20 protein-coding genes are annotated in these 22,106 nt (G+C 62.7%); 6 read left to right on the top strand and 14 right to left on the bottom strand.

Going from position 1 to position 22,106, the window contains the following annotated elements; translation table 11 throughout:
* Positions 1 to 223 precede the first annotated feature (223 nt).
* The 4 genes from AB1384_03850 (at position 224) to AB1384_03865 (ending at position 4,501) form a co-directional block, all read left to right on the top strand.
* A complete protein-coding gene (locus AB1384_03850) occupies positions 224 to 1,045 on the top strand; it encodes a hypothetical protein (GenBank protein ID MEW6553404.1) in 822 nt (273 codons plus the stop codon).
* Positions 1,046 to 1,245: 200 nt separating this feature from the next.
* On the top strand, positions 1,246 to 2,703 hold the full coding sequence (locus AB1384_03855; GenBank protein ID MEW6553405.1) for a CoA-binding protein: 1,458 nt from the start codon (positions 1,246 to 1,248) through the stop codon (positions 2,701 to 2,703).
* Between the two features lie 170 nt (positions 2,704 to 2,873).
* Complete coding sequence (locus AB1384_03860; GenBank protein MEW6553406.1) at positions 2,874 to 4,214, top strand: FAD-dependent oxidoreductase; 1,341 nt, start codon at positions 2,874 to 2,876, stop codon at positions 4,212 to 4,214.
* On the top strand, positions 4,211 to 4,501 hold the full coding sequence (locus tag AB1384_03865) for a 4Fe-4S dicluster domain-containing protein (protein MEW6553407.1): 291 nt from the start codon (positions 4,211 to 4,213) through the stop codon (positions 4,499 to 4,501). Before AB1384_03860 ends, AB1384_03865 begins: the two co-directional genes overlap by 4 nt.
* On the opposite strand, the gene AB1384_03870 is transcribed toward AB1384_03865, so the two are convergent.
* Entirely contained in the window at positions 4,486 to 5,235 is a 750-nt protein-coding gene (locus tag AB1384_03870) for a hypothetical protein (GenBank protein ID MEW6553408.1), read from the bottom strand. The genes AB1384_03865 and AB1384_03870 overlap by 16 nt on opposite strands.
* 173 nt (positions 5,236 to 5,408) lie before the next feature.
* Here AB1384_03870 and AB1384_03875 point away from each other — a divergent pair, with 173 nt between their 5' ends.
* Both AB1384_03875 and AB1384_03880 read left to right on the top strand, forming a co-directional pair.
* Complete coding sequence (locus AB1384_03875; GenBank protein MEW6553409.1) at positions 5,409 to 6,314, top strand: DMT family transporter; 906 nt, start codon at positions 5,409 to 5,411, stop codon at positions 6,312 to 6,314.
* A gap of 75 nt (positions 6,315 to 6,389) precedes the next feature.
* The gene (locus AB1384_03880; GenBank protein MEW6553410.1) at positions 6,390 to 7,586 is read left to right on the top strand and encodes a 4Fe-4S binding protein; all 1,197 of its coding nucleotides are present in this window, start codon (positions 6,390 to 6,392) and stop codon (positions 7,584 to 7,586) included.
* 54 nt (positions 7,587 to 7,640) lie between these two features.
* Here the strand turns inward: AB1384_03880 and AB1384_03885 are convergent, their stop codons facing one another.
* From AB1384_03885 to fdhF, 13 genes are all read right to left on the bottom strand, one after another.
* Complete coding sequence (locus AB1384_03885; protein MEW6553411.1) at positions 7,641 to 8,525, bottom strand: nucleoside hydrolase; 885 nt, start codon at positions 8,523 to 8,525, stop codon at positions 7,641 to 7,643.
* Positions 8,522 to 9,508 carry a PfkB family carbohydrate kinase gene (locus tag AB1384_03890; protein MEW6553412.1) on the bottom strand — a complete coding sequence of 329 codons (987 nt, stop codon included), beginning with the start codon at positions 9,506 to 9,508 and terminating at the stop codon, positions 8,522 to 8,524. The genes AB1384_03885 and AB1384_03890 overlap by 4 nt, the downstream gene beginning before the upstream one ends.
* Positions 9,509 to 9,548: 40 nt before the next feature.
* Positions 9,549 to 10,280 carry an amino acid ABC transporter ATP-binding protein gene (locus AB1384_03895; GenBank protein ID MEW6553413.1) on the bottom strand — a complete coding sequence of 244 codons (732 nt, stop codon included), beginning with the start codon at positions 10,278 to 10,280 and terminating at the stop codon, positions 9,549 to 9,551.
* 135 nt (positions 10,281 to 10,415) lie between these two features.
* Positions 10,416 to 11,279, bottom strand: coding sequence for an amino acid ABC transporter permease (locus AB1384_03900; GenBank protein MEW6553414.1), 864 nt, complete (start codon positions 11,277 to 11,279; stop codon positions 10,416 to 10,418).
* Between the two features lie 217 nt (positions 11,280 to 11,496).
* Positions 11,497 to 12,303: a basic amino acid ABC transporter substrate-binding protein gene (locus tag AB1384_03905; GenBank protein MEW6553415.1), complete on the bottom strand. Its 807-nt coding sequence runs from the start codon at positions 12,301 to 12,303 to the stop codon at positions 11,497 to 11,499.
* A 155-nt stretch (positions 12,304 to 12,458) separates the two neighbouring features.
* Positions 12,459 to 13,571 (bottom strand): nitroreductase family protein, encoded by a 1,113-nt coding sequence (locus AB1384_03910; protein MEW6553416.1) that lies wholly within the window; start codon positions 13,569 to 13,571, stop codon positions 12,459 to 12,461.
* A gap of 155 nt (positions 13,572 to 13,726) precedes the next feature.
* On the bottom strand, positions 13,727 to 14,107 hold the full coding sequence (locus AB1384_03915; GenBank protein MEW6553417.1) for a response regulator: 381 nt from the start codon (positions 14,105 to 14,107) through the stop codon (positions 13,727 to 13,729).
* A 122-nt stretch (positions 14,108 to 14,229) separates the two neighbouring features.
* Positions 14,230 to 14,625, bottom strand: coding sequence for a response regulator (locus tag AB1384_03920; GenBank protein ID MEW6553418.1), 396 nt, complete (start codon positions 14,623 to 14,625; stop codon positions 14,230 to 14,232).
* Between the two features lie 14 nt (positions 14,626 to 14,639).
* Positions 14,640 to 15,557, bottom strand: coding sequence for a methylenetetrahydrofolate reductase (locus tag AB1384_03925; GenBank protein ID MEW6553419.1), 918 nt, complete (start codon positions 15,555 to 15,557; stop codon positions 14,640 to 14,642).
* Positions 15,554 to 16,825: a HAMP domain-containing sensor histidine kinase gene (locus AB1384_03930; GenBank protein MEW6553420.1), complete on the bottom strand. Its 1,272-nt coding sequence runs from the start codon at positions 16,823 to 16,825 to the stop codon at positions 15,554 to 15,556. The genes AB1384_03925 and AB1384_03930 overlap by 4 nt, the downstream gene beginning before the upstream one ends.
* A complete protein-coding gene (locus AB1384_03935; GenBank protein MEW6553421.1) occupies positions 16,822 to 17,508 on the bottom strand; it encodes a methylenetetrahydrofolate reductase C-terminal domain-containing protein in 687 nt (228 codons plus the stop codon). The genes AB1384_03930 and AB1384_03935 overlap by 4 nt, the downstream gene beginning before the upstream one ends.
* Positions 17,505 to 19,130, bottom strand: coding sequence for an NAD(P)H-dependent oxidoreductase subunit E (locus AB1384_03940; GenBank protein ID MEW6553422.1), 1,626 nt, complete (start codon positions 19,128 to 19,130; stop codon positions 17,505 to 17,507). The genes AB1384_03935 and AB1384_03940 overlap by 4 nt, the downstream gene beginning before the upstream one ends.
* Entirely contained in the window at positions 19,108 to 21,819 is a 2,712-nt protein-coding gene (gene fdhF / locus AB1384_03945) for a formate dehydrogenase subunit alpha (GenBank protein MEW6553423.1), read from the bottom strand. Before fdhF ends, AB1384_03940 begins: the two co-directional genes overlap by 23 nt.
* Positions 21,820 to 22,106 lie beyond the last annotated feature (287 nt).

The raw sequence follows: 22,106 nt of genomic DNA on the forward strand, positions 1-22,106 counted from the left end.
CTAAACCGACGTGGATAGATCCACGGATCATGGCCTGGCACGCTGCGCATCCGTAACCTACCCATATGCCGCACCTTTTGGTACTGACATGTCATTACTATAAATATATGTTACCATAATGTCAACAATACAAACGGGACGGTTACGTACGGGGGGTGCGGGAACGCGTTCCCCGTCAGCCAGCTCACCTGCAGGGCCTTGCGAAAGGGGGAGGAGGGTACACATGGAGGTCACGGCATCCGGCATCAAGGACTTCCTCGGCACCGAGGGCATGGACCTGGTGGGTATCGCGGACGCGGAAGCGCTCATCCTGGCCTCTCCTCCCCGCCCGGCCACGGACCTCATGCCCAAGGCACGCAGCGTCATCGTCATGGCCGTCGCGCACAGCCTTGGTGCCGTATACGCGCCGGACATCCGCATGTGGACGCGCAACAAGATGCAGACCTCGCGCCTGCTGGACCAGGCGGCGGAGAGGTTGGGGCGGCTGCTGGAGGGAGAGGGGTTCCTCGCCCTGCCGGTCTCCGCCGACAAGCCGGTGGAGATACACAAGCTGGACCCGGCGACGGGAAGGAAGCTGCCGCACACGCGTACCGTGGGGCACATCTCCCTCAAGCACGCGGCGGTCAGCGCCGGGATGGGGCAGCTCGGCCGCTCCAACCTCCTTCTCACCCCGGAGTTCGGGCCCCACCAGCGCCTGGGGGGCATCATCACCGCGGCCCCCCTCGACCCAGACCCCTCCCGGGAGTGGGACCTCTGCATCCCGGGATGCTCCAGGTGTGAGGACGCCTGCCCTGTTCGGGCCCTGCGGGGAGGGCGCTACGACGTCGACCCGTGCTTCGACTTCTGGTCCCTGGGGTTTGAGCGCATGCTGCCGCGGCGGCTCTCGGAGTGGCCTGGCTTCCTGGCGATGCTCCGCCGCCACCTGCGGCGCCGGGACCCGCTGATCGAGAGCGGGCAGCTCTACATAACCGACGTCGACTTCTGCATAGAGTGCATGAAGGCATGCCCGGTGGGCGAGAGGTGGGCGGGCATCAGGCCGGCCTGAAGGCTGGCGGGGACGCACCGCGAGAGAATGTCTTGTTAATGGGGCGCCTGGCGGGTTTAATATTGTCTGGACAGAGCGCGGCCGCCGGCACGGGCCTGTGGCGGCAGCGATCAGCCATTAACGGCAACGTTCGCCGCAACGCAAGCAGTAAACGCGGGCGAAACAGCAGGAACGTGATGCGCAAGGAGCGGGAGCAGTAAATGGACGAGCGGCTGAGAAACCTCGATTACGCCTTCGACCCGCGTTCCATAGCCTTCATCGGGGCGACGGAATCCATAATGAAATGGGGGTACCTCATCCTCAACAACCTCATGACTGGAGGGTACGGGGGCGAACTCTACCCGGTGAACCCCAGCCGCGAGACCATCCTGGGCCGGCTGGCCTATCCCAGCGTGCGGGACATCCCCGGCGAAGTGGACCTTGCCGTCTTCACCGTGCCGGCCGGCCTGGTGCTGGAGGCCCTGGACGACTGCATCGCCAAGGGGGTCAAGGCCGGCCTGGTCATCACCGCGGGTTTCAAGGAGCTCGGCGACGAGGGCGCCGGCGTGGAGGCGGAGCTGCTGCGCAGGGCACGCGAGGCGGGAATGGTGCTCATCGGGCCCAACTGCCAGGGCATCTGCTGCCCCAAGAACCGGGTCTTTCCCTGGATGCCCATCCTCTACCATCCCCCGCACGGCAACATCAGCTTCGTCGCCCAGAGCGGGAACGTCCTGAACATGCTCATCGGCCCGACGGTGATCTCCGGGCTGGGGGTGGCGAAGGCGGTGTCGAGCGGGAACGAGGCGGATATCTCTACCGAGGAATATTTCTCCTATTTCGGGGAGGACCCCGACACCGAGGTCATCGTCGCTTATATCGAGGGCCTGGACGACGGCCGCCGTTTCATCGACCTCTCCCGCGAGGTGACCCGGCGGAAACCCATCATCGCCTTGAAGGGGGGGCGCACCCAGTCGGGCATGTCGGCGGCCCGCTCGCACACCGGCTCCATGGCCGTGAGCGAGTCCCTCTTCGAGGCCGCCTGCCGCCAGGCGGGGATCGTCCTCACCTCCACCATCGAGGAGGCGGCCGTGACCGCCGGCGCGTTCGTCAACCGCCCCCTCCCGAAGGGTAAGCGCGTCGGCATCGTCACCGGGGGAGGCGGCCTGGGGGTCATCGCCTCCGATTTCTGCACCGAGATCGGCCTGGACGTCGTCCCGCTGTCGGCCGGCGTCCTGGCGCAGCTCACGGACCTCCTCCCTGACTGGTGGGTGCCCGGCAACCCCGTCGACCTCGTGGCCGGGCTCGATTTCCGCGTCCTCAAGCCGACAATCGAGATACTCATGAGGAGCGGAGAGGTGGATGCGGTCATGTTCCTGTGGATAGGCGCGCCCCGCCGCGAGGCCGGGATCGAGGCCTTCAAGTCGCTGCACGGCACCGACGTCACCTCCATCTGGGACTTCATGGACAACATGCTCCGCAAGACCTATATCGAGCTGCATGATCTTATGCAGGAAGTACAGGTCCCCCTGTACATGGCGTCCGGCTTGCGCTACTCCGATGACGGGGAGGACCCCATGGTGAGCAGCGGCCGACCGCTCATCTTCACAAGCGTGGAATCCGCCTGCCGTGCCCTCAGCGCCATGGCCGACTACCAGGAATATCTGGCGGCAAGGGACTGACCGCGGAACGACGGCCGACTGGGATGCTTTGGTCAAGAGGATAGATTGACATAATATGGCTGCTAGTCATAGCCATGAACGGGGGCGCAGTCGGTTGCGGGAGCCTTGGTCGTATACCTAATATCCACCTTTCGAAGCTCTCGGCAGACAGCACAGGAGGAGGTCCAGGCATGGATAAGGCGCAATGCGTGGTGGTGGGCGCGGGGCCGGCCGGTTCGGCCTGCGCCCTCAGCCTGGCGAGGAAGGGCATAGAGACCGTGCTGCTCGAGCGCGGGCAGCGGGCTGGCGAGAAGAATGTCGCCTCCTTTGTTCTGATGACGCCGGTGCTGGACCGCCTCGTTCCTGACTTCCGGGACGAGGCTCCACTGGAGAGGCTGGTCTCCGACCACTGTCTTGTCTACCTGGGAGAGAAGGACATGCTGCAGTTGCGCTGGCGGATGCAGGAGCACACGGACAAAGGGCTTGCCTATACCGCCTACCGCAGCAAGTTCGACGCCTGGCTGGCCGGGAAGGCCGAGGAAGCCGGGGCAGAGCTCTTGACCGGCGTACTGGTGACCGGCCTCATCACCGAGAACGGCAAGGTGGCCGGGGTGAGGATAGGTGACGAGGAACTGCGCGCCGACGTCGTGGTGGGAGCCGACGGATTCCACACCGTAGTGGGCAGGGCGGCCGGGCTGGTAGTGGACGACCCGCGCGCCTGCATGCTGGGGGTGAAGGAGGTACTCGATCTTTCTCCCGAGGTCCTGGAGGAGAGATTCCAGCTCGCCCCGGGGGAGGGTATCTGCTACGAGATGGTGGGGCATGCCGTCGAGGACATCCTGGGGGCGACCACCCTTTATACCAACCGGGACAGCATCTCGCTGGCCACTTTCGGATGGGTCGACCGGCTCAGAGATGTAGGGATAGACCTCCACGACCGGTTGCAGCGAGTGAAGGAACACCCCTTCATCGCATCCCTCATCGCCGGCAGTGAACTGCGCGAGTACCAGGCCCACATGATCTCCAACGGGGGGAGGCTGGGTTTTTCCAACCTGTACTCCCACGGCGTGCTTCTGTGCGGGGAGGCCGGCGGATTCATGGACTACGCCTACATCGGGGTACCACCGGGGATGCTGTCAGGGATGATGGCAGCGGAGACCATCGAACGTGCGGCGCGAAAGAGGGACTTCAGCGCCGACACCTTGGGCGGTTATGTCTCTTCGCTCGAGAAGACGGGCCTGGCGCGCATGCTCTACAACTCCAGAGCGGCCGGCAACTACCTGGTGAACAGTGGCAAGGCGAACCTGCCGGGATACCTGGAACACCTGGTCGATATCATGGGCAACATCTTCGAGGACGAGGTCACCTTTATGGATCCCGAACCGTATGCGTACGGCAGGGATCTCTATGAACGAATCGCCGAGAACTGGGTGCCGGGGCCGTTGCGGCGCCCGTTGCGCGCCGCCGTCAAGGCCTATGCCCCCCTGGGCTCGGCCATGCGCAAGAGGAAGATCGGAAAGGCGATGCGATGAAAGAGCGCCGGCAGGAGATCGAGAACAAGCTCTCCAAGGTCAAGATCGAGAGGGACAAGGAAGCCCATATCCTGGTCAAGAAAGAGTTGTGCCCGGCATGTCCCACCAGGCCCTGCATCCCCGCCTGTCCGGCGGCCAACTACGAATGGGATGAGGGCACGGGCCAGCTCGCCTTCAACTATGAGGGCTGCCTGGAGTGCGGTACCTGCCGCTTCATCTGCCCCCTGGACGCCATCGACTGGTCTTACCCACGCGGGGGATTTGGGGTCCGTTATCTCTGGGGGTAGACCTTCCGGTTCAAAGGGCAGGCCTTGAGGCACTCGTCGCAGTCTATCCAGTAGTTGTAGCCAGTGGTGTTGATGATCCGCTCGATGAATTGGAGATCCTCCGCGCCGCTGAGGGCCAGTTTATAGATACCGTGTTTTATAGTGTGGCCCAGGCAGACCATCTTCCGAAAATCACCGCCGGTAAAGGCCCCGGGCGGGCAAGCCTCCTGACAAGCCCTGCTCTTGGGCGGGCAGGGTTCCTCCTCCATCGCCGTATCGCCCGGCAGTTCCGCGGCGGTGATCACCGCCCCCAGGCGCAACAGTGAGCCGAAGCGTGGATGGTAGACCAGGCCGCTGCGGCCGAAAGTTCCCACGCCCGCGAGGGCCGCCGCGTGCTTGAGGGAGATGAGCCCCCACGGCTCGAGCCCGTGGAAGACCATGGGGGCGTAGGACGGTATCACCACCGCGGGAAACCCCCCGGCCTCGATATGGTTGGCCAGCCGCAGGCCCACCTGGTCCAGGTAGGGGTAGGCGGTGTGGTAGCCGCGCTGCAGGAGGTGCAGCCCGTACCCGGGCGAGGTCAGCACGGCCTGGGGCACGGTGACGCCGTAGACGATGACCGTGGCCGCATCCTTGCACACGAGCGAGGGGTGATGTTCCCGCGGCGCTTCCGAGAACCTGTCCACGGGCGCATACCCGAACGCGTCGACATGTTCACAAAGCCAGTCAGAGATGGAATCCTTGAACTCCCCCATCCTCCATACCCCTCCTTTTTGCGCCGCCAGGCGCACGGGCGCCGCACGAAATCGCCTGGTTCCCATCCACGCCTCGCGCAGCCGTACACCACATGAAGAGACACTTACGCCGGGACCATCAATATAATACACTCAACTCTTGACCGGCAGAGCGGCGAAGCGAGGTACTACTCATGTCCGGTGGCAAGCGGTTCATCTCCAAGGCCAGGCAGGCGGAGCTGTCTCTTATAGCCATAACCGTGGTGTGGGGGCTGACCTTCTCCATGGTCAAGGAGACCCTGGCCTCCATGCCGCCCTTCGTCTTCATGTCCTACCGCTTCACCCTGGCCTTCCTGGTCGTGCTCGCGGTATGCGGCAGGCGCTTGAGGGACATCGACTGGGGAACGGCGGCCGCGGGGCTGCTGCTGGGGGTGTTCCTCTACGCCGCCTATTCCTTCCAGACCTTCGGGCTGCAGCGCACCTCTGCCGGCAACGCCGGCTTCATCACCGGCCTCTTCGTGGTCTTCGTGCCCATCCTCTCCACCGTCATCCTGCACAAGCGGCCGGGCATGCGCTCGGTGTTCTCGGTGATCGTGGCCACCATCGGGCTGGGCCTGCTCTCCCTGCAGCCGGGGCTCAAGGTGAACACGGGGGACATCCTGGTGCTCGCCTGCGCCTTCACCTACTCTCTGCATATCATCTACATGGACCGCTTCGTGCGGCGCCACGACCTCCTCCTGCTCACCCTGGTGCAGATGGGGGTGGTGGCGGTGCTGCAGACCGCCTCCGCCCTGGCTTTCGAGGAGTATGTGCTGCCCGGCGGGGCTTATGCATGGATCACCATCATCGTCTGCGGCGTCTTCGCATCCGCGCTGGCCTTCTTCGTGCAGGCCTGGGCCCAGCGGGAGATCTCCCCGGTGCGCACCTCGGTGGTGCTGATCATGGAGCCGGTCTTCTCCGTCTTCTTCGGGATCATCCTCCTGGGGGAGACGCTGACCTGGAGGGGATGGCTGGGGTGTGCCCTCATGCTTGCGGGGATGCTCATCAGCGAGATCGCGCCGGAAAAAGCGGCGGCTGAAGCCGTCCCGGTGTTAGAATGATCCCATCGACAAGGGTAGATGAGAGAAGGCAAAACATCTCTTGTAAGCAGTCCGCTCGCCAGGGAGGGGGTCGAGATGGCCGAAACGACCGTGGGCAAGGACGTCTATTCCAGGCTGCGCCAGTACCTGGATGAGCTGCCGGCCGGGTATCCTGAGACTCCTACGGGGGTGGAGATACGCCTGCTGGAGCGGATTTTCACCCCCGAGGAAGCGGAGCTCTTCCTTCACTGCAAGCTCGTGGCCGAGCCGCCCGCGGTGATCGCGAGGCGGGCCGGGATGCCGGAGGCGGAGGCGGCCGAGATGCTCCCCCGCATGGCCAGCAAAGGCCAGCTCTTCCCGGTGGAGAGCGGCGACCATACCCTGTACATGGCCCTGCCGTGGATGCCCGGCATCGTTGAGACCCAGATCAAGATAATGGACGAGGACTTCGCGCGCATGTTCACGGAACACAGTGAATATTACTTCCCGAGCTGGACCTCCCTGGACACCCAGATGTTCCGGGTAGTCCCGGTGGAGTCGGCCATCGAGGCCGCTCCCGCCGTCGAGACCTACGACCGCATCCGCGACCTGGTGAAGCAGCAGACGCAGATCTCCGTGATGACCTGCCTGTGCCGCGCCACCAGGGACAACCTGGACGGAGGCTGCGAGGCCCCCCGCGACTCCTGTTTCGTGTTCGGCCCGTACTCGAAGCACTTCGTGGAGAACGGGGACGGGCGCTACATCAGCGTGGAGGAGGCCCTGGAAAAACTCGACGAGTGCGAGAAGTCGGCCCTGGTCATCCAGCCGGTGAACGCCCGCGAGCTCAACGGCATGTGCACCTGCTGCTCCTGCTGCTGCCTGATGCTCAGGAACCTGCGTGGCCTGCCGAACCCCGCCGAGGTGGTGCAGTCGTCCTTCCAGGTGGCCATAGACGGCGGCTTGTGCAGCGACTGCGGGAAGTGCCTCGGGCGCTGCCAGATGGACGCCCTTATCGAGGGCGACGGCTGCATGGAGGTGGACATAGCCAGGTGCATCGGCTGCGGGCTGTGCGTGTCGGCCTGCCCCGAGGGTGCCGTGGCCCTCGTCCCCAAGGGCCAGGCCGCCGGGATCCCGGCCAACGTCTTCGACACCCTGACCCGCATCGCCAGGGAGCGCGGCCAGCCGTTCGGGAAGTTCAACTTCTTCATGAAGCACACCTCGTCGCCGGCGTTCTTCCGTAACTGGCGGCTCCTGGACAGGACGGGCCTCGCCCGGCCCATCGTCAAACAGCTCGAGAAGCGCGGCCTGGTATAGGGATCAGAGAAGAGCCCGTTGCTATGGCTTTATCCTGCAGCCGTAGTCTTCGGCTTACAGCCGCGATAATCTCTCCAGGAAAAGGTCCATGAAGCGGGTGCCGTCGAGTTTGAGGGGCATGTTCACCGGCCTCTTCCCGTTCCCGGCCTGCATGCCGCCCGCCCGCTTGACGTTGACCAGACGGCCCCTCCCAAGCCCCTTCTCCACGATTTCGAAGGTGCAGGGGTTGTCCTCGAAAAGGGTGTGGTCCACAAGGTAAGAGGCCGCTACAACGTCCCAGGGGAAAAAGCCCTTCTTGCGGAAGAAGACCTTTCTGTTCAACTTGAGCCACGGCTCTATGAAATCAGCGCATAACCTGGATACATCGCTCTTGTTTCTTCTGAGCCTGGCCAGGTGTTCGTCCCTGAAGACGGCCTGGGAGCAGACATCAGCGGTAATAAGGGTCTTGGCTACCGGTTGAGATATTACCACGGCCGCCGCCCTGGTGTCCTGGTGGAGATTGAACTCGCCGATGTACTTGAAGACCCAGAAATCGAGGGTTCCGCCCATGATCACCAGTCCCGCGAGGCCGGCCGCGAATCCCTTGTCGAGCATGCAGGCGGTGGCGACGTTGGTCAGCGGGGCCAGGGCCAGCAGGGTCATCTCGCCCGGGTTTTCCCGCACGGTGTCGATGAGGAATTCCACCGCCTCGTTCGCCCTGCCCAGGTCGTCCGGTCCGGCGGCACCCTGAAATACGGGTATGTCCGCCCCCGCGGCTCTCAGGATGTCCCCCGCCGCCTGGAAACCCACCGGCGTCTTGACGTTGCCGAAATTGACGGTGATCCCCTCCACCTTTACCTCCGGGGAGGCTACGCAGAAGAGGATGGCCAGGGCATCGTCGATGTCTCTCATGCGCAAGTGGATGTTGGGGTCGGTGTCGATCAGAAGGCGTCTGGTCAAGATCGCCCCTCCTTTCTCGAGGCAGCCTCCATCTCATCCCTGGTGACCGGACGGATGCCGGGCCGGTGGTACTGCAGGGTGCCGGCAAGCACGGCCGCCTCGCTTGCTTCCCAGAGGCTTTTCCCCCGCAGCAGCTCTACGCACAGCACCGCCGTCACCTGGTCCCCGCATCCCGTTTCGTCGCTGACGCCCTCATCCGGCAGCCGCGGCGCCGGGATGTGCCTGCCCTCTTCCCCGGCGAACACGTAGGCCCCGTTGCTTCCATGAGTGAGCACCAGGCTATCGATCCCACGGCCGCGAAATATACGGGCGGCCTCCCGCGCCGTTTCCATATCCGATATCTCGACGCCTGTCAGTATGCGGGCTTCGTGTTCGTTCGGGGCCAGGACTTGGATGCCCAGGCCCAGGAGTTCGCCGTAGTCGTCGCGCTCGTTGACATCGCCGGGGTCGAGGACGACCCTCATCCGGCAGGAGCACGCCTTGCGGACGGCGTGGATGACTGTCTGCAGCGGCGGTCCGAGGGTCAGGGCGAGCATGCGCGCTCCGGCGGCCCCGTCGAACAACACAGAAGCGTCATCTATGTCCCGGGGCTCGAAGGCATCGTTCATCCCCGGCAGGGAATATATCTGGTTCTCACCTCTGCCGTTCACCGGGATCAGGGCGATGCCCGGATATGCCCCCGCGGTATCGAAATCCTCTACCTTCACGAACCCGGTATCAACTCCGGCGCCTTCGAGGGCATCCACCGGCACCCTCCACAGCCCGTACGGGTCCCGTGCCGTCTTGCCCACCATGGCCACCTTGCCCGGCCCCATCAAAGCGGCCGCCATGCGCGCGATGTTACATGATTTGCCGCCGGGACCGATGAGCAGGTTTCCGCTGTGCGTGAGCTCACCCGCAGAGAGGAGCCTGTCCACACCCAGGGCGACGATATCGGTGTTCAGGTTTCCCGCGACTACGAGGTCGATTCCCTGACCGCTCACCTTTCCCCCTGTCCTGATGAAGGGATGAAAGACTATCCGACTAGAGGTGGCTCAATATCTTGGAGAAGAAGTCGATGGCACGAGGGCTCTTGGGGTTGGAGAAGATCTCCTCCGGCGGCCCCTCCTCCACGATAATACCGTCGTCCATGAAGATGAGGCGGTCCCCCACCTCCTTGGCGAAGCCCATCTCGTGGGTGACCACCAGCATGGTCATGCCCTCTCTGGCCAGGTCCTTCATGACGTCCAGAACTTCCTGTACCAGCTCGGGATCGAGGGCCGAGGTGACCTCGTCAAAAAGCATGAGGTCGGGGTCCATGGCCAGGGCCCGGGCGATGGCCACTCGCTGCTGCTGCCCCCCCGAGAGGTGCGCGGGGTAAGCCTCGGCTTTGTCTTTGAGGCCTACCCTCTCCAGCATATGTCTTGCTTTGTCCTCAGCCTGATCTGGTTTTTCGTTCTTGACCTTGATGGGTGCAAGAGTCACGTTACGAAGGGTAGTAAGATGCGGGAAGAGATTGAAGCTCTGAAATACGATGCCCACCTTCTGGCGTATGGCGTTGATGTCGGAATTGCGATCGGTGATGTCCACACCCTCGATGAAGATGTGCCCGCTGGTGGCGTGCTCCAGTCCGTTCACGCAGCGCAGCATGGTGCTCTTACCGGAGCCGCTGGGGCCTACGACCACAAGGACCTCCGATGCTTTGACCTTGAGGTTGACGCCCTTGAGCACCTCGTGATGTCCGAAACTCTTGTGGAGGTCTACTATTTCCACCATGCTCTCGTCGTTCACACGCTCCTCCGGAAACCGGGTCCGCTCTCATCGCGCCATCTCTCAAGACCTGTGGCGCCTTAGAGAAACGATCATCAACGACTTCCATTCTAATGCATCATCTACCGCAGCGGGACACCCTCAATCCTTCAAGGACAGACGAGTGGTCATATACTGCACCAGCCGCATCAGGGGGATGGTAATGATGAGGTAGCAGATCGCCGAAATAATCAGTGGGGTAACGTTAGCATATTTTCCCATCATTTCCTTGCCACGGAAAAAGACCTCGGCGAGACCGATGGTCGCCACAAGGGCGGTGTCTTTGAGCAAGGCGATGAACTCATTGGAGAGGGGCGGGATGACGTTTCTCACCGCCTGGGGCAGGACCACGTAGCGCATGGCCTTGAAATAGCCCATGCCCAGAGAACGCGCCGCCTCCATCTGTCCCTTGTGGATAGATTCAATCCCGGCACGAAATATTTCAGCTTCGTATGCAGCATAACAGATGGTAAGCGCTAGAACTCCTGCAGTGAACTGGCTGAGATTCAACCCCAGATAGCCTAGACCGAAATATACGATGAATATCTGCACTAGGAGTGGCATGCCTCGGATCACGTCAATATATATTGCCGCGATTGTCCGGAAGGTCTTGATGCGAGATATCCTTGTCAGGGCAATCACGAGTCCAAGGATGAGAATGAATATTTCAGATACCACGGCGAGTTCGATGGTAATGACAACTCCCCTGACAATGTATTTCCAGGTTATTAAGAAGGTATCCCAGTTCAAGAAGTCTTCCAAGAACGAGTCAACGGGCTCCAGATATGTAAGGATAAATATACCGAGTCCTACAGCAAGAACACCCAAACCGATCCCCAACGATAACGCGACCCTTCTGCCCTCGTGGGCCAAGAGCAGCCTCATGACCAGGATGAAGATAACACTCACCAGCACAGCCACGAGGGCTAGCCACGACCACAGCAAGACAGCAGGCACGGATTTCATAGTCACTCCCCCGTCAGATCATCTCAGCTCTGCTACGGTCAGAAAAAGGCCGGGGGGGAGCAAGGCCTTCCATGGAGGGGATGCCGATGTGGTGGTTTCATTAGTCATTTCAAACCGCGGTATCGCCCCTCCTTGCCTGTCCCCCAAATCAAATGGGCCTGCACACGATACGTGGTGCAGGCCCAGAAAATCACGGCACAAAACCGTCTATACCTTTTTACTCCTCGCCGAACCAATCCTCGAAGATCTTGTCATAGGTCCCATCGGCCATTATATCGGCAAGTGCTAGGTTTATCGCATCGAGCAGCTCGTCATTGCCCTTCTTCACGCCTATGCCGTACTGCTCATCCGTGGTGACGGTGGCAGCGATCTCGGTCTGACCTCTGATCTTGCTCAGGTAGGCGTTGACCGGGTAGTCGTTCATGATGGCATCGATCCTGCCCAGCTCCAGCTCCTGGAAGGCTATGAGGATGGTGTCGTACTTCCGTATTTCCGCGATCCCTGGTATTCCCTCCGCAGTGAACTGGCCGGTGGTGTCCACCTGCACTCCCACCACCTTACCTGCCAGATCCTCGGGACCGGTGATATCGGTGGTCCCTTTCATAACCGCTATGGACTGGTTGGAGTCGATGTAGGGGTCGCTGAAGTCGATCTCGGCCAGCCTCTCCTCGGTGATGGTCATAGCGGACATGATGATATCGTATTTATCGGTCTTCAAGCCGGGGATAATGCCCTCCCAGGCCGTCGTCACCACTTCGAGCTCCAATCCCAGACGATCTGCCAGCTCAGTGGCCACATCGATGTCGAAGCCTTCCGGCTCTCCGTCGTCCCCGATGCTCTCGAACGGCGGGTAGGTGGTGTCGCTGCCCATGAGGAGCTTGCCCTCCTCCAGGGTGGTGACGGTCACCTCCTCCTTCTCCTCGGTCTCTTCCTCCTTCTCGCCGCATCCAGCCGCAAACATCGTGGCGACCAGAACAAGGGCGAGCATGAGCGCCATCACTGCAAACAGGCTTTTTCTGCTCATCTTCCCTCCTTTTTCCCCATGACTCGGCAACGCTGAAGATTATATATTCATTCCGGGGTTTAGACAAACCGACCATTAACCACAGAAGCGGGTTCTTAAGGAGCGCGATCGGGGAGCTTTTTGTGTGAGCTCCCTTTCATCCCCATGAGGTCCTATCAGCGTATTCCTATGACTCCTACGGCGCGCAGCGGTGGCTTGAGGCCTACGACTGCGTTTACCGCTGTCTCGTCGATGTCGCTCAGGCAAAGGTCCAGGGCCAGGCCCATGGAGGCGGCCATGAGGGACATCTGGGAGAGGGCGATGGGCAGGTCGATCATCCAGAACGGTTTCTCCATCTTCTCGTATAGGCGGCTCATATCCTTGTCGCCTGCGCCGACGATGGCGGCCCTCCAGGCGCTCTCCACCCCGCAGGCTTGTGCCAGGTCCCGCAAGGCATCCTCGCCGCGGACCGCGATAAAATGCCAGTTCTGTACGTTCCCGGCGCTGGGCGAGATGCGGGCGGCCTCGAAGCAGGCGTCGACCGCCAGGTCCAGTGGAACGTCAGCATCGCTATCGCGCTTCTCCCCCAACTGCCGCAGCAGACCTGCTATATCCTGGGCGCCCGCGGCGGCGAACGAACCTTTCTCGAACTCCGGCAGCTTATAAGGCTTGTCGATGGCCTCCAGGCAGGCGATATCCGGCAGCGGCTTGCGCTTCCTGGATATCTGCAGGTACATCATGTGGTCCATGTCCATGGCCTTAACCCGCGGCTTCGGTTTCCCGAAGGGGATGACGGCGGAGACGAAGATGTCCTTGCCCAGGCCCAGGACCTCCCTCATCTCCCTCTGGTTCAATCCCCCCAACCAGCAGGTGCCCATGCCCGCTTCCGTCAGCCACAGCACGACGTCCTCCGCCGCCGCGGCGGTAGCGGGGAGCTCACGCGGCCTCTCCGCGCGCACGTCCTGCTTCGGCAGGGCCAGCACCAGGAACCCCTGCACCGGCGACCGGTTGAGCCACAGGTTGATCTTGCCCTGCATCCCCTTGTGCAGGCGCTTCCTGATCCTCTCGACCGTCCCCGCGTCCGTCACCGCCAGGAGGCTGTCCTCGGAAGCCCCCCTAACGGCACACGCCAGGCGCACCGTCTCCTTCAGGGAATCCGATATGTCCCGTCCGGCGTCCGGCGGCAGGTACTTGCGGTGCGACCTGCGAGCGTAGAGGACGCCCCACAGGCTCCAGGGTGTTGACGACAGGGAGGGGTAATCCCGCGTTGGTTCCTTGGTTTGTTCCATGCTCAACCACCTCCCGCTTCAGAGCTTAAGCCGTATTCCACACAGGATAGCACAGTAAACGACGAGGGGCAGCACTGGCTGAATGCGAACAGCGCCTGCTTGCAGACGCTGTTCCTGGCTTTCAATTCAGCTGTCGGTTACTATGGACGGCTGATCTATTCCCCGATCAGCCTGGTCACGGAGGCCAGGAGCGCGTCCGGCTCGACCGGCTTTTCGACGTAGTCGTCGGCGGAGACCTCCATGCCCCTGCTCCGCGGTATCTCTGTCTCCTTGGTCATGCGCGTGCCGAAGCTGGTCAGGAGCATGAGGGGGATCTTGTTCAATTCCTCGTCGCCCGCGATCTCCTCGGCCGCCGTGAAACCGTCCTCGACCGGCATGATCACGTCCAGGATGATCAGGTCCGGCTTTTCCTCTCTCGCCCTGGCTATTCCTTCGTCCCCGTCAAAGGCCACGACAACTTCGTACTTCTCCTCCAATACGGTGCGCGTCGACTCGATGAAATCTTTGTCATCGTCCACGAGTAGAATCTTCTTCATCTTCGTCCCCTCCTTTGGCCGTTCCGCTACAACCCCTGCTTCTATCGGTTCAAGGCCGACTGTTATCTCTTATCTTCCCCACTCGCGGTCCGGATAAACCGTTCATTACCGCCCATACCAGGCTATTCCTTCCTTGCCAGGATCTTGCGCACCCTGGCCATCACCACATCGGGGTCGATGGGCTTCTCCACATAGTCGTCGACGTCCATGCGCACCCCCGTCTCCAACTCGTAGCGGCGTTGGCTCGCCTCCTCCCGGACCGACGTCAGGACGAGGATGGGGATATCCTTCCACTTCGACCAGCGGGGGTCCTGCAGGGTCTTGCACACACCGTAGCCATCGAGTTTGGGCATGAGGAGATCCAGGATGATGAGGTCGGGGTTCTCTTCCTTGATACGCTCCAGCCCCTCCTCCCCGTCGCTGGCGGAGACGACATCGTAGCCCTCCGCCTCCAGCAGGACATAAAGCGCGTCTACGATGTCCGGATCGTCGTCAACGATCAAAATCTTTGCCGCCATATATCAGCACCTCCTTATAGCACCGGCCGCGGCAACAGTCCCGCTTTCTCCATGATATCGGGCACTATCTCTTCCCACCCCACCGCCTGGACGTGGATCCCGTGCACTCCAGGTATCTGCTTCACCTGATCGATGATCTCCAGGATGAGTTCTATCCCCTCTTCCTTGACGTCCTTCGCGTCCTCCAGCCTGCTGATCATCCCGTCGGGTATCTCCACGCCGGAGACGAACTTCTTCATATATCTTGCCATACCCACCGACTTTACGGGAATAATCCCCGCCAGTACGTGCGTCTTCCTGTCCAGTCCCGCATCGCAGACCTCCTCCATCCAGGCGGCGAACTTCGGCACGTCGTAGACCGCCTGGGTCTGGATGAAATCGGCCCCGGCCTCTATCTTCTTGGCCAGCCTGGCGGTGCGGAACTCGAAGGGGTCGGCATAGGGGTTCTCCACCGCCCCGATAAACAGGGGTATATCCCCCGCCACTTCCTCTCCACAGATGAACTTGTGCTCGTCACGCATCATCTTCACGGTATGTATCAGCTGCACGGAGTCGATATCAAAGACCCCCTTCGCCTCGGGGTGGTTGCCGAACTTCACGTGGTCCCCGGAGAGGCAGAGGATGTTCTTGATGTCAAGCGCCACCGCCCCCAGGATGTCGCCCTGCAGCCTGATGCGGTTGGCGTCCCTGCACAAGGTCTGCATGACGGCGTCGAGACCCATGCGCCGCAGTATCGCGCACGAGGCCAGGCTGCACAGCCGCACCACGCCCGTCTGGTGGTCGGTCACGTTGAAGGCATCTGCGGCATGGCCGATCTCCTCTCCATGGGCCTCTATCACCCTTGCCGATCCGCTCTTCGGCGGGCCTATCTCAGCCGTGACTGCGAAATGGCCCGCTTCGAGAACGCGTTCCAGGTTGCTTCCGGATTTCACGACCTGTCCTCCTTTTGTCTATCCCAGAATGTCAAATCGCAAATGGCCCCTTTGGGGATGGTGAAGGTGATACGCGTACCCTTGTCCTTGCCCGGAGGCGGGCTCTCCGCCCATATCCTGCCGTGGTGCATCTCCACGATACGTTTACAGATGGACAGCCCCAGGCCGGTCCCCTCGCGGGATTCCCGGTCGCCCTTGAAGAAGTCGTCGAAGATATTGGGCAGTACGGCGGGTTCTATCCCCGATCCTTCGTCCTCGACATACACCACGACATCGTCGTCCCGGTTGAAAGCTCTTATGTAAATCCTCGCCCCGCTCGGGGTGTAGCGTACGGAGTTCGATACCAGGTTGTTGATGAGCTGGCAGAGCCGCACCTCCGAGGCGAAGATCTCCGGCAGGTCGGGCTCGATCTGCTCGACCAGTTCTATGCCCTTTGGCTCCACCAGGCCCCTGGCGACCTCGATGCAGTTCTCCAGGACCTGCTCCCACGATATCGAGGTCAGTTCCGGGGCTATATGGCCGGTCTCGAGGCGGGAGATATCCACGATATCGCTGATGAGTTCGAGCATCCCCTCTATGCGCTTGACGCTGCGGTTCAGCCATTCCTCCTGTTTCTCCGTCAGGGGCCCCGTGCTCCCCCTGAGGATCACCTTGATGTAGCTCTGCACGGCCGCCAGCGGGGCCTTGAGGTCGTGGGCGACCATGCCCATGAGGTAGACGAAACGTTCGCGTTCGTCGCTCATGCGGCACAGCTCTTCCCGGGCCCTGTCCGCCTCCTCGGCTATCCTTTCCCGTTCCTCGGCCTTGTCCAGCACCAGGCCCGACAGCTCCGCGATGGAATCGAGGAAATCGATCTCCTCCCGGCTGAAATCCCGCCGCTCAGCCGTATAGACGCGCATCACCCCGATGATGCCGCTGTAGGAACGCATGGGTATGGAGAGTATCGAGGCGATGCCCTCCCGCAATGCCTCCTGCTGGTACTGCATGCGCGGGTCGTTCGCCACGTCCGGGATGGAGACGGCCTCTCCCTGGAGTACTTTTTTCACTGTCTCGTCGATCTCGATCTCTCCCTTGGCCAGGAAATCTCCGCTGATGCCATAGCTGATGCGGTGGACCAGCCTGCTCCTGTCGGCGTTCATGATCAGGAGCGAACAACCCTTCGCGCCCGTTCCCTTGGCGATCGACTCCACTATGGCCCGCAGGACGTTCTCCACGCCTACGGCCGCGATGACCGGCTTGGAGATCTCGTATAAGAGCTGTTTTCTCATTCTTTCCCTTCTTGCGGGGTTGGAGGCGGTGGCACCGGGATGCGCATGCGCCTGGCGCCGCCGCTCACGGACTTGCTCCAGTCCTTGTACGGCCTGATCTTGGACAGCTCATCGACCCTTCCCAACGCTTTCATGCGGTCGTAGATGAGCTGCCAACCGCAGGGCAGGGTGGCATTTACCTCGCACTTGCCTCCCACCGAGCCACCGCAGGGCCCGTTGAAGAGGCTCTTGGCGCAGTGTACGATGGGGCATATGCCGCCGTTTTCCCCCAGCACGCAATCGCCGCACTGGGCACATTCCTCCACGAAGAACCCGGGTTCCGCCTCCCGCCCGACGAAGAGCGTGTTGAGAGCGGGCAGTACCGGCAATCCCGTATAGTCGGAGACCATCCTGACTCCCAGCGAGCAGGCCAGGACCAGCACCGCCTGCGCCGGCTCCAGCAGCCGCTCGAATTCGACCCGGGCTTCGCCGGGCAGAGGTTCGCAGGCCACGGGGATCACGGTCCGCGAGACCGCCTCAAAACCCGCGTCCGCCAGGACGGCGGCCATCTCCTCCACCTCTTTGAGCCCGCCCGTCTCCGCCATGGCAGGACACGTGCCACACCCTACCAGGAGGACCTGACGGGCCGTTCCCAGCGATCCCGTGATCTCCTCGAGGCTCTTCTGTTGAGTGATGTTCTTCATCTTCCCCCCTCCTGATCCCCGGCCTCGACCGCCGCTTCGCAGGAGCCCGCCATGCAGGTGCCCCGTGCCGAGTGTTCTTCGAATTCCTCCCCGAACTCCAGCAGGCAGTCCTTGACAGGTTGCAGCTTTTCCAGCAGCCGTGGGCACATGGCAAGCCCACTCGCCTGTTCGAGGAGTTTCCCCAGGCCCTCGAGCACGCCCGTTTCCGCGCCGGGCTCAAGTATGCCCCTCAGGAGCCGTGCCGCCGCCGCCGGAGCCGTCCTCCCCGGGATGCAGCCCCCACAACAGCTCCTCTCCGCATCCCAGGAGAGATACAGGGCCCAGCGGGGCATGCAGCTCAGGGTGTCCAGCACCACCACCTCCCTCGCGCCCTCTGCCTTTACCTCGCCGTTCCGCGCCGGCACGACCTCGGCCCCGCTGCGGCGGGCCACGTGGACGGCTTTCGCCGACCCGTACTCCGGCGCCAGGCCGGGGTCCGATAATATGCCGGCGATACTCCCGCCCGGCGATACCTCCAGCAGGCGGGGGGGCCCTTCACCGCCCGCAAGGCACAACATCCGCCCGCTTTCCTGTCCCTGCCTCTGCGCGGGTTCCCCGCCGGCCCGCCAGGGGACCCTCCAGACGTCCTCGGCATCGAGCACAACCAGCGGCCTGCCGCCGTCCCCGGTGCCTTCCCAGCCGTAAAGGGACGCCGCACGCCATAACATCATGCCCTGCACGAGCGCTGCCCTTCCTATATCCCACGCACTTGCCAGCCGTGCAGGTCCCCTGAAGACCGAATACCGGATCCCCGACCCGGAAAGCAGGTCCGCCGCGGTCTTCTCCAGTCCGCCCGCGAGCTCTTTTTCCTCCCAGGGAAGATAGAAGACCACCTTGCGTACGCCGCAGGCGGCGGCGGCCAGCGCACAACCCGCCACGACCGCCCTGGGAAAGAGCTGGAACGAAGCGAAGCTCACGCTGTTCTCTCCCTGGGGTCCCGCAAGGTCGCAGACTATGGCCGCCGCTCCCTTGTCCGGACGGGGCGGAGGCCCTTCCGCGATGCCTTTCCATATCTCTTCGGGGTGTTCGGAGGCCCAGGAGAGCATGCCCGGGCCCCAGCTCTCCGGCAGGCCTTTTTCCGCCGCGGCCTGCGACCACGGAGAAGCCTCCCGCCCGGACAGGTCCCGCGGTAGAGGGGGGTGGACATCGCGCCATGGCCTGAAGGAGGGCGGACGCCCGCTTTCCAGGTCGCCCGCCAGGCGGTCGATATCGTCCGGCGTAAGCCCCTCCGCGATCCCCGTTCCCTCCCCCTGGACGTCCACGCATACCGCCGGCGAGCTGTGCCAGCGCGAAAGCCCGGGGTCGGCGAGGACCTCTACTCCGCCGGGGGCTTTCTGCTTCAGTTCCTCATAGATGGCCCATGCGCCCGCATCGGCGCAGGCGAGCCCGGTACAGACCCTCAGCCGTATCCGGCATGGGTGCTGGGGCAGTTCCTCGAACTGGCTGATAAAACCGTAAACCTGGCTGCTGGGCATGCGGAGGCGTGAGGCGACGCCCTCTATCTCCTTCGCGCCCGCGTAGCCTCTCTTATCTATCTTTTCCAGGATACGGAGCATCAGCTCAGGCCGGACCGGCGTTCTCACCGCCCTCACCTCCCTGCGATCTCTCCAGCCTCACCGCGCATACCTTTAGGTCCGGTATCTTGCTCTTCGGATCCAGGGCCGGGTTGGTTAGGATGTTGGCGGTCTCATCCGCGAAGTGGAAGGTGGCGAACACGCTCCCCTGCTGCAGCTGCGGGGATATATGAGCGTGGCTGAGCAGGCTGCCCCTGCGGGAGGTGACCCGCACGGCGTCTCCCTCCCTGATCTTCATCTTCCTCGCATCGGTGGGGTTGATCCCCACCCACCCCCGCCCCGCTTTTTCCTCCAGGCTGTGGGACCGCCTGGACATCGAGCCGGAATGGAAATGGTAGAGCAGGCGCCCGGTTGAGAGGATGAAGGGGTACTCCTCGTCGGGCAGCTCGTCCGGCGGCAGGAATTCGACCGCCGTGAACTTCCCCTTGCCGTGCGGGAAAGACCCCGCGTGCAGCACCGGCGTACCGGGGTGCTCCGTGTCGGGACACGGCCACTGCAGGCCGCCACCCTCCAGCCTTTCGTAGTCTATCCCTCCATATGACGGCGTCAGGGAGGCTATCTCCCGCATGATCTGCCCGGCTGAGACAGCGGGCATGTCATAGCCCATGCGTTCAGCCAGCTCGACGATTATATCCAGGTCCTGTTTCGCCTCTCCCGGAGGTTCCACCGCCTTGCGCACGCGCTGCACCCTGCGTTCCGTGTTGGTGAAGGTCCCTTCCTTCTCCGCGAAACAGACTCCCGGAAGCACCACGTCGGCCATGGCGGCGGTTTCTGTGAGGAATATGTCCTGGACCACCAGCAGGTCCAGGGACGCGAGGGCTTCTTCGACATGGCCCACGTCGGGATCGGTCACCATTGGGTTTTCCCCCAATATGTAGAGAGCGCGTACCTCTCCCCGCCCGGCGGCCCGCATCATCTCCACGATGGACAGACCCGGTTTCCCGGGCAGTCGTCGTCCCCATGCCCCGGAGAACTTTCCGCTGGCCCCCTCGTCGTCCACCTTCTGGTATCCGGTGAAGACGTTTGGGAGGGCTCCCATATCGCACGCCCCCTGCACGTTGTTCTGGCCCCTCAGGGGGTTCACCCCCGTCCCCTCCCTGCCCAGGTTGCCGGTGAGCATGGACAGGTTGGCGAGGGCCGAGACGTTGTCGGTGCCGCTTATATGCTGGGTTATACCCATGGCATAGAGGATCGCCGCGCGCTTCGCCTTGGCATATATACGCGCCGCCCTCACCAGGTCCCCGGCGGGGATACCGCTTATCTCTTCGACCCTTTCCGGAGTGTATTCCTCCAGCGTCCGGCGCAGTTCCTCCAGCCCTTCCGTCCTGCTCGCTATGAAATCCCCGTCCTCCAGCCCTTCATCCAGGATCGCCTTGGCCATGCCGTTGATCCAGGCCACGTCGGTGCCCGGGCGGGGCTTGAGGTGCATGACGGCGTAACGGGAGAGAGAGATCTCGCGGGGATCGACGATCAACATCCTGGTCCGGCCGTAGAGCACCGCCTGTTTTATCTTCTCGGCGATCACGGGATGGTTGACCGGTGTGTTGGTGCCTGTGAGCAGGATCACGTCCGCCTTCTCCAGGTCGGAGATGGAATTGGTCATGGCCCCGCTCCCGAACGCTGCCGCCAGACCGGCGACGGTGGGACTGTGTCATAAACGGGCGCAGTGGTCGATGTTGTTGGTGCCGACCACCGCGCGGGCGAACTTCTGCAGCAGGTAGTTCTCCTCGTTGGTGGCTTTCGCCGAGGAGAGGAAAGCGACCGCGTCCCGTCCGTTCTCCTCTATCACGCGGGAAAGGCGCCTGGCCACCTCGTCCAGGGCTTCGTCCCATGACACCTCCACCAGTTCGCCGTCCCGGCGCATGAGCGGGCGGGTGAGGCGGTCGGGGTGATGTACGAAGTCCAGGCCGAAGCGTCCCTTAACGCAAAGGCTGTAACCGTTCACGGAACCGGGGACGCCCGCCCGCACGCCGGCGATGCGGCCATCCCGTATGCGCAGTTCCATGGAGCAGCCTACCCCGCAGTAAGGACATATGGTCACCACCGCCGTGTCCTCGTTGCCCAGGTGCAGGGACGGTTTTTCCATCAATGCGCCCACCGGGCACAGCGACACGCACAGGCCGCAGAACTCGCACACCGACTTGTCCACGGCACTGTCCAGGCTCGTTGCCGGCCGCGCGCGCGCGCCGGTGCCCTTTACCTCGTAAGTCCCCACCCCCTGGACCTCCTGGCATGCCCTGATGCACAGGCCGCAGGAGATACATTTGGAGAGGTCGCGCAGGTAGAAGGGGTTGGCGTCCACTATCGGCCTGAAGTCCTGCATGAAAGGCAGCTCCCTGCCCGAGATCCCCGCTTCCGAGGCAAGCCTCTTCAGCCGGCATGAGTTGTTGCTCTCACATACCTCGCAGTGAAAGGGGTGGGCCGAGAATATCAGCTCCAGCATGGTCCGCCTGGCCTCCCTCACCCGCTCGCTGTCGAGGAGTACCGCCATCCCCTCCTCCACCGGTGTGTCGCAGGCGGTGATCAGCCGGCCGCTCCCTTCCTCCTCCACCAGGCAGACCCGGCATACCCCGCTGTCCGCGACGGCGGGATGGTGGCACAACGTGGGTATGGACATGCCGGCGCCCTGCGCGGCCTGTAACAACGTGCCACCTTCCGGCACCTCTACCCGCTGCCCGTTCAGAGTGACGCCAACCATCGCTCTCCCCCCTGTTTCAGGTCAAGCCACGCCCACCGGATCAAAGGTATATGAAGGGTGCTGCGGAAATGCTACGGCTGCAGGTTTTCGTGATACGGATATTGCGAAGAATACTCGAATTGCTTCCCCTTTGGTTACTTCTTATACCCACTTGATAAGCAAATCTAACAGGGTTCAAACCGGTCTTTTTCATCTTGCCGGTCGCAGAGGCCGGGCGGGGGCGTGAAGCTGCGGCTCCTGCGAGTCTGGACCAGCCTTCCCGACGGCCCGGCGCCGTACGAGACGAT

It is taken from the genome of Actinomycetota bacterium, assembly GCA_040757835.1.
Lineage (GTDB): Bacteria > Actinomycetota > Geothermincolia > Geothermincolales > RBG-13-55-18 > SURF-21.

What these genes read in the sequence shown, in the direction of transcription:
- AB1384_03850 (MEW6553404.1), top strand. Translation starts at nt 224, where the DNA reads ATGGAGGTCACGGCATCCGGCATCAAGGACTTCCTCGGCACCGAGGGC.
- AB1384_03855 (MEW6553405.1), top strand. Translation starts at nt 1,246, where the DNA reads ATGGACGAGCGGCTGAGAAACCTCGATTACGCCTTCGACCCGCGTTCC.
- AB1384_03860 (MEW6553406.1), top strand. Translation starts at nt 2,874, where the DNA reads ATGGATAAGGCGCAATGCGTGGTGGTGGGCGCGGGGCCGGCCGGTTCG.
- AB1384_03865 (MEW6553407.1), top strand. Translation starts at nt 4,211, where the DNA reads ATGAAAGAGCGCCGGCAGGAGATCGAGAACAAGCTCTCCAAGGTCAAG.
- AB1384_03870 (MEW6553408.1), bottom strand. Translation starts at nt 5,235, where the DNA reads ATGGGGGAGTTCAAGGATTCCATCTCTGACTGGCTTTGTGAACATGTC.
- AB1384_03875 (MEW6553409.1), top strand. Translation starts at nt 5,409, where the DNA reads ATGTCCGGTGGCAAGCGGTTCATCTCCAAGGCCAGGCAGGCGGAGCTG.
- AB1384_03880 (MEW6553410.1), top strand. Translation starts at nt 6,390, where the DNA reads ATGGCCGAAACGACCGTGGGCAAGGACGTCTATTCCAGGCTGCGCCAG.
- AB1384_03895 (MEW6553413.1), bottom strand. Translation starts at nt 10,280, where the DNA reads ATGGTGGAAATAGTAGACCTCCACAAGAGTTTCGGACATCACGAGGTG.
- AB1384_03900 (MEW6553414.1), bottom strand. Translation starts at nt 11,279, where the DNA reads ATGAAATCCGTGCCTGCTGTCTTGCTGTGGTCGTGGCTAGCCCTCGTG.
- AB1384_03905 (MEW6553415.1), bottom strand. Translation starts at nt 12,303, where the DNA reads ATGAGCAGAAAAAGCCTGTTTGCAGTGATGGCGCTCATGCTCGCCCTT.
- AB1384_03910 (MEW6553416.1), bottom strand. Translation starts at nt 13,571, where the DNA reads ATGGAACAAACCAAGGAACCAACGCGGGATTACCCCTCCCTGTCGTCA.
- AB1384_03915 (MEW6553417.1), bottom strand. Translation starts at nt 14,107, where the DNA reads ATGAAGAAGATTCTACTCGTGGACGATGACAAAGATTTCATCGAGTCG.
- AB1384_03920 (MEW6553418.1), bottom strand. Translation starts at nt 14,625, where the DNA reads ATGGCGGCAAAGATTTTGATCGTTGACGACGATCCGGACATCGTAGAC.
- AB1384_03930 (MEW6553420.1), bottom strand. Translation starts at nt 16,825, where the DNA reads ATGAGAAAACAGCTCTTATACGAGATCTCCAAGCCGGTCATCGCGGCC.
- AB1384_03935 (MEW6553421.1), bottom strand. Translation starts at nt 17,508, where the DNA reads ATGAAGAACATCACTCAACAGAAGAGCCTCGAGGAGATCACGGGATCG.